Origin of the sequence: Nonomuraea sp. NPDC003804, from assembly GCF_040610675.1 — a bacterium.
Taxonomy (GTDB): Bacteria; Actinomycetota; Actinomycetes; order Streptosporangiales; family Streptosporangiaceae; genus Nonomuraea.
In genome coordinates, this window is sequence record NZ_JBEXMT010000027.1 from 142,270 (window position 1) to 148,472 (window position 6,203).

A 6,203-nucleotide genomic window follows, 5' to 3' on the forward strand; every position below is an offset into this window, starting at 1 on the left:
TTCTGCCGGCACACCATGCATGACCTGGGAGTTCCTACTGTGGGGGCATGCGCATCGACACCGGGTCACTGCCCGCCTACGCCAGGGGATGCGCCGTCCTCGGCTCCGGCGGCGGCGGCCCCGTGACGATCGCCAGGGCCGCCGCGCTCCAGGCGCTGTACGACCACGGGCCGGTCCGTGTCGTCCAGCCCGGCGAGCTCGACCCCGAGCTGCTGGTGATGCCGGTCGGCAGTGCGGGCTCCTCCGCGGTGATGTCCGAGCGCGTCGGCGGCACCGACGAGCCCGTGCACCTGCGCCGGCAGATCGAGCGGCGGTACGGCACGCCCGTCGGCGCCGTACTGGCCAGCGAGATCGGCGGCGCGAACGGCTGCCTGGCGCTCGCCTGGGCCGCCCGCCTCGGCCTGCCGCTGGTCGACGCCGACGGCATGAGCCGCGCCTTCCCCCGCATGAACCAGACCGTGATGGAGCTGCGCGGCATCTCCGCCACTCCCGCGGTGATGTGCGACGGCCGGGGCAGGACCGTGGTGATCGAGCACGTGGACGGGCGCTGGCTGGAACGGCTGGTGCGCGCGGCGCTCGAGCCGTTCGGCGGCCAGGCGGCCACCACCGAGTACGTCATGCGCGGCCACCAGGTCGCGTCGGCCACCGCGCTCGGCTCGGTCACGCGCGCGCTGCGCCTGGGCACCGAGCTGCCCGCGCCCCTCGTCTCCGGGAAGATCGCCGAGACCGGCTCGATCGTCATCGAGGGCCTGGGCGCCGATCTCGGCCGGCTGGTGCGGATCGAGGCGGGCACCGAGTTCCTGGCCGTCCTGGAGGACGGCGCGCCGCTGGCGGTGGTGCCCGACGTGATCGCGCTGCTCGACGCCCGCACCGGCGAGGTCGTGGACACCGAGCACGTCAGGTACGGCCTGCGGGTGTCGGTGGTACGGGTGCCCTGCGACCCGGTCTGGTACACCGAGGAGGGGCTGCGCCTGGCCGGCCCCGAGGCCTTCGGCCTCACCGGCCTGGCCGTTCCCGCCCGCGGTCTCCCTGACACCCCCTCCGCTCCCCCTGCCGGGCCGGGCGCCGCCCCCGGAGCGCCTCGCGTCCGGGCGCGCTCGGAGGCGGGCGGCGCGCCGCCCGCCTCCGGCGGACCGCGCCGGCCGGAGGCCGGGGAGGTGGCGCGGTGAAGGCGGGCGTCGACATCGGGCCGACCAACACCGACGCCGCCCTGCTCCACGACGCGGGCGCCGTCCTGGCCACCGTCAAGGTCGCTTCCGTGCCCGGCGACCCGGTGGCCAGCGTCACCGCCGCCCTCGGCCGGCTGGCCGCCCCGCCGCTCGTCCAGGTGGCCGTCGGCCTGCACGGCGCCGCCTCGGCCGTCGCCGGCAGGCGCGGCCTGTGCAGGGTGGCGGCGCTGCGGATCGGCGGCCAGGAGGCGCAGGCGATCAGGCCGCTGTTCGGCTGGCCTGACGACCTGCGCCGCGCCGTCGAGGCGGGCAGCGCGGTCGTCGACGGGGGCGGCGGCCTCGACCGCGCCGACTGGACCCCGCTCGACCGCGACGCCGTCGCCCGCTTCGCCGCCTCGGTCGCGGGCCGGGCGCAGGCGGTCGCCGTCACCGGCCTGTTCTCGCCGCTCGACGCCGAGCAGGAGCAGGAGGCGGCCGAGATCGTCCGCGCCGAGCTCGGCGACCTGCCGATCGCGCTGTCGGCCGACCTCGGCAGCCTCGGGCTGCTCGAACGCGAGAACGCCACCGTCCTCGACGCCGCCCTGTCCGGTTTCGCCGCGGACATGGCCGCGCGCCTCGCCTCGGCGCTGGCCCCTGTCACCGCCGTCCACGTCACCCGCGGGGACGGCACGCTGATGAGCCTGGAACACCTGGCCCGGCATCCGGGGCTCAGCCTCGGCAGCGGGCCGGCCAGCATGCTGCGCGGCGCGGGCGCGCTGACCGGGCTGGCCGACGCCGTCGTCGCGGATGTCGGCGCCCGCCGCGTCAGGGTGGGCGCGCTGGCCGGCGGCTTCCCCGAGGAGGCCGTCGCGGGCGCCCGCATCGGCGGCGTGCCCGTCGGGCTGCGCATCCCCGAGCTGGTCAGGGTGGCCAGGCCGGTCGAGCCCGCCGAACTGGCCGAGGCCGTCGACCGGATGCAGCCCGGGGCGGGACGGCTGCCGCTGGTCGTCGTGGGCGGCGGGGCGCATGCCGTACCGGACGGGCTGCATCCCGAGCACGCGACCGCGGCCGGCGCGATCGGCGCGGCCACCAGCCCCGTGGGCGGCCAGTACGAGCGCATCGTGCGCCTGGCCGGCCGCGCGGACCTGCCGGCGGCGATGGAGGCGGTGGTCGAGCAGGCCAGGGCCAGCGCCGTCCGTGCCGGGGCCGACCCCCTCCACGTGCGGATCGTCGAGGCCGCCGACACCCCGCTGGACTACCTGCCCGGCCCCTTCGTACGGCTGCGCGCCAGGGCCGCCGGCCCGCCCGCGCGGCTGTGATCCTGTGACCCCCTCTGCCCCTGTGACCCCCCTGTGAAAGGCGTCTTCCCCATGGCAACGACGACGACGGATGAGGACTACCCGCTGGAGCGGGTGCCACCGGGCGCCCGCTACCCCTGGTTCAACGTGGCGGTGCAGCGCTTCGGCCAGCTGTCGGACCTGACGCAGTTCCTGCTCGGCGCCACGCTGGGCGCGGGGCTGTCCTTCTGGGACGCCTTCTGGGCCTTCACACTCGGCTCGGTGATCCTGGAGATCGTCTGCATCTTCGTCGGCATCGCCGGCATGCGCGAGGGCCTGTCGACCTCGATGCTGGCCCGGTGGACCGGCTTCGGCCGCTACGGCGCGACGCTGATCGGCGTGATCATCACCCTCAGCCTGTTCGGCTGGTTCGGCGTGCAGACCGCGGTGTTCGCCGCCGGGCTGCACTCGATCATGAGCTGGCTGCCGCTGTGGGCCTGGTCGTTGATCGCGGGTCTGGGCGTGACCGCGCTGGTCGTCCGCGGTTTCAAGGCCATGGGGCTGACCGCGTTCATCACCGTGCCCGCCTTCCTCGGCCTGGCCGGATGGGCGATGTGGGTGGAGATCTCCCGCCACGACCTGGGCACCCTCGTCGCGTCGCCGCCCTTCGGCGAACCGATCTCGATCGCCACCGGCGCCACGATCGTGGCCGGCTCCTACATCGTCGGCGCCGTCACCACGCCCGACATGACGCGCTTCAACCGCAATACTGGCGATGTGATCAAGCAGACGCTGGTGGGCATCTCGCTCGGCGAGTACGTGCTCGGCCTGGCCGGCGTGCTGCTGGCCTACGCGGTGAAGTCGTCCGACGTGATCGCCATCATCACCGCCTCCTCCGGCGTGATCGGCGTGATCGTGCTCATCTCCGCCACCGTGAAGATCAACAACTGGAACCTGTACTCCTCGGCGCTGGGCCTGCTCAGCGCCGTCGAGTCCACCGTCGGTGTCAAGCTCAACCGGGTCGCCGTGACCGTCGGCATCGGCGTGCTCGGCAGCGTCCTGGCCGCCATGGGCATCCTGGAGCGCTTCACCGACTTCCTGCTCGTCCTCGGCGTCATCACCCCGCCGATCGCGGGGATCATGGTGGCCGAGTACTTCGTCGTCAAGCGCTGGCGGCCGGCGCTCGACGCCTCGCGGGACGAGGGCGCGCTGCCGGCGACCGAACCGACCTGGGTGCCGGCGACGCTGGTCATCTGGGCGGCGGCGGCGCTGGTCGGCTGGCTGAGCGAGCAGCACCAGTGGATCGGCATCCCCGCGCTCAACTCCCTCCTGCTGGCCGGTCTGGCCTACATCGTCGCGGGCAAGCTCGGCCTGGTCCGGGGCACCCGCGAACTCCTCACCGTCTGAAGGAATCCCACTCCATGCGCATCGGCATCGACGTCGGCGGCACCAACACCGACGCCGCCCTCATCGGAGACGGCGGCGACGTGCTGGCCACCGTCAAGTCCCCCACCACCGAGGACGTCACCGGCGGGGTCGCCGCGGCCCTCGCGGGCCTCGGCGCCACCCAGGTGTCCGCGGTCATGATCGGCACGACTCACTTCGTCAACGCGCTGGTCGAGGGCGCCCGCCTGGAACCGGTCGCCGCCGTACGGCTGGGCCTGCCCGCCACGGCCGCGCTGCCGCCGATGGTCGACTGGCCGTCGCGCCTGCGCAAGGTCGTCGAGGGCGCGGTCTACCTGTGCCATGGCGGCCACGAGTACGACGGCAGCCCGATCTCCGCCCTCGACCCGGCCGAGCTGGAGCGGGTCGCGGCCGACATCAGGCGCAGGGGCCTGCGCTCGGTGGCGATCTCCTCGGTCTTCTCCCCCGTCAGCGACTCCTCCGAGCGGGCCGCGGCCGACATCCTGGCCGCCGAGCTCGGCCCCGGCGTCCACCTCTCGCTGTCCAGCGAGATCGGCCGCGTGGGCATGCTGGCCAGGGAGAACGCCACCATCGTCAACGCCGCCCTGCGCCCGCTCGCCGAGCGGACGGTGGCCGCCTTCGGGCAGGCGCTGCGGGTGGCGGGCATCGAGGCGCCGCTGTTCCTGTCGCAGAACGACGGCACGCTCATGGACGTCTCCCGGGCGCTGCGCTACCCGGTGGCCACCTTCGCCTCCGGGCCGACCAACTCGATGCGTGGCGCCGCGTACCTGTCGGGACTGAGCGACTGCGCGGTCGTCGACATCGGCGGCACCACCACCGACATCGGCATCCTGGTCGGCGGCTTCCCCCGCGAGGCCGCAGGAGAGGCGATGGTCGGCGAGGTCCGCACGAACTTCCGCATCCCCGACGTGCTGTCGATCGGCATCGGCGGTGGCTCCGTCGTCGCCGGGGACGGTTCCGTCGGCCCGCGCAGCGTCGGCTTCCGGCTGCCGGAGGAGGCGCTGGTGTTCGGCGGCGGCACGCTGACCGCCACCGACCTGGCCGTCGCCGCCGGGTACGCCGACATCGGCGACCCCTCGCTGGTGGCCGGCGTCGATCCGGCCAGGTCGCTGAAGGTCATCGCGGAACGGGTGGCCGACGCCGTCGACCGGATGCGCACCTCCCCCGCGCCGCTGCCGGTCGTGCTGGTCGGCGGCGGCAGCGTCCTGATCTCCGACCTGCCGGGCTTCGACGACGTGCGCAGGCCTGACCACTTCGCCGTGGCCAACGCCGTCGGTGCCGCCATCGCCCAGGTCGGCGGCGAGGTGGACAAGGTCTACGCGGGCCCGCGCGAGGTCGTCCTTGAAGAGGCGAAGGCCGAGGCCGTCGCCCGCGCCGAACGGGCGGGCGCGCGGACCGACAGCGTGCGCATCGCCGAGGTGGAGGAGGTCCCGCTGGCCTACCTGCCCGGCGACGCGACCCGCATCAGGGTGAAGGCCGTCGGCGACCTGGACTTGGAGAAGATCAATGCGTGAGATCGGCATCGAGCAGCTGGACGACATGGCCAGAGGCGCGGGCATCCTCGGCACCGGTGGCGGTGGCGACCCCTACGTCGGCAAGCTCCTGGCCAGGGAGGCGATCAGGCGCCACGGCCCGGTGACGCTCTACGACATCGACGAGGTCCCCGCCGACGCCACGGTCGTGCCCGTCTCCAGCATGGGCGCGCCCACCGTGCTGCTGGAGAAGCTGCCCGCGGGCACCGAGGAACTGGCCGCGCTACGCGCCCTCGAGGCCGTCATCGGCCGGCCCGCCACCCACATCGTGCCCATCGAGATCGGCGGCGTGAACTCGATGATCCCCGTCGCCGCGGCCGCCCAGGCCGGGCTGCCGCTGGTCGACGGCGACGCCATGGGCCGCGCCTTCCCCGAGGCGCAGATGGTGCTGCCCACCCTGATCGGCGTGTCCAACACGCCCATGGCCCTCGCCGACGACAAGGGCAACACGCTGGTGCTCGACGCCGTCTCCAACCACTGGGCCGAGCGCATCGCGCGCGCAGCCTGCGTCCAGATGGGCTGCCAGATCTCCTCCGCCGACACGGTGCTGCGCGGCGACCAGCTCGCCGACGGTCTGGTCCCCGCCACGCTGACGCTGGCGGAGGACCTCGGGCGGGCCGTACGGCGGGCGCGGGCCGCCCACACCGACCCCGTCGCGGCGGCCACGTCCACGCTCGGCGGCGTCCGGCTGTTCACCGGCAAGGTCGTGGACGTCGAGCGGCGCATGGTGACGGCGGCCAGCCGCTCGGCCCAGTACTCGCCGCGCTCGACGGTGTAGCGGGCCACCAGGCCGTCGAGGATCTCGTCCTTGTTGCGGAAGA

General features: G+C 74.3%; 5 protein-coding genes. All 5 read left to right on the forward strand.

Going from position 1 to position 6,203, the window contains the following annotated elements; all coding sequences use genetic code 11:
• Positions 1-47: 47 nt before the first annotated feature.
• From ABZX22_RS32235 to ABZX22_RS32255, 5 genes are read left to right on the forward strand one after another with little or no spacing between them, the layout of a single operon-like run.
• Positions 48-1,169: a DUF917 domain-containing protein gene (locus ABZX22_RS32235; RefSeq protein WP_354916323.1), complete on the forward strand. Its 1,122-nt coding sequence runs from the start codon at positions 48-50 to the stop codon at positions 1,167-1,169.
• Entirely contained in the window at positions 1,166-2,467 is a 1,302-nt protein-coding gene (locus ABZX22_RS32240; RefSeq protein WP_354916326.1) for a hydantoinase/oxoprolinase N-terminal domain-containing protein, read from the forward strand. The genes ABZX22_RS32235 and ABZX22_RS32240 overlap by 4 nt, the downstream gene beginning before the upstream one ends.
• A gap of 51 nt (positions 2,468-2,518) precedes the next feature.
• Complete coding sequence (locus ABZX22_RS32245) at positions 2,519-3,832, forward strand: cytosine permease (protein WP_354916329.1); 1,314 nt, start codon at positions 2,519-2,521, stop codon at positions 3,830-3,832.
• A 14-nt stretch (positions 3,833-3,846) separates the two neighbouring features.
• Positions 3,847-5,364 (forward strand): hydantoinase/oxoprolinase family protein, encoded by a 1,518-nt coding sequence (locus tag ABZX22_RS32250; RefSeq protein ID WP_354916332.1) that lies wholly within the window; start codon positions 3,847-3,849, stop codon positions 5,362-5,364.
• Positions 5,357-6,160, forward strand: coding sequence for a DUF917 domain-containing protein (locus ABZX22_RS32255; protein ID WP_354916334.1), 804 nt, complete (start codon positions 5,357-5,359; stop codon positions 6,158-6,160). The genes ABZX22_RS32250 and ABZX22_RS32255 overlap by 8 nt, the downstream gene beginning before the upstream one ends.
• The last annotated feature ends 43 nt before the right edge of the window (positions 6,161-6,203 follow it).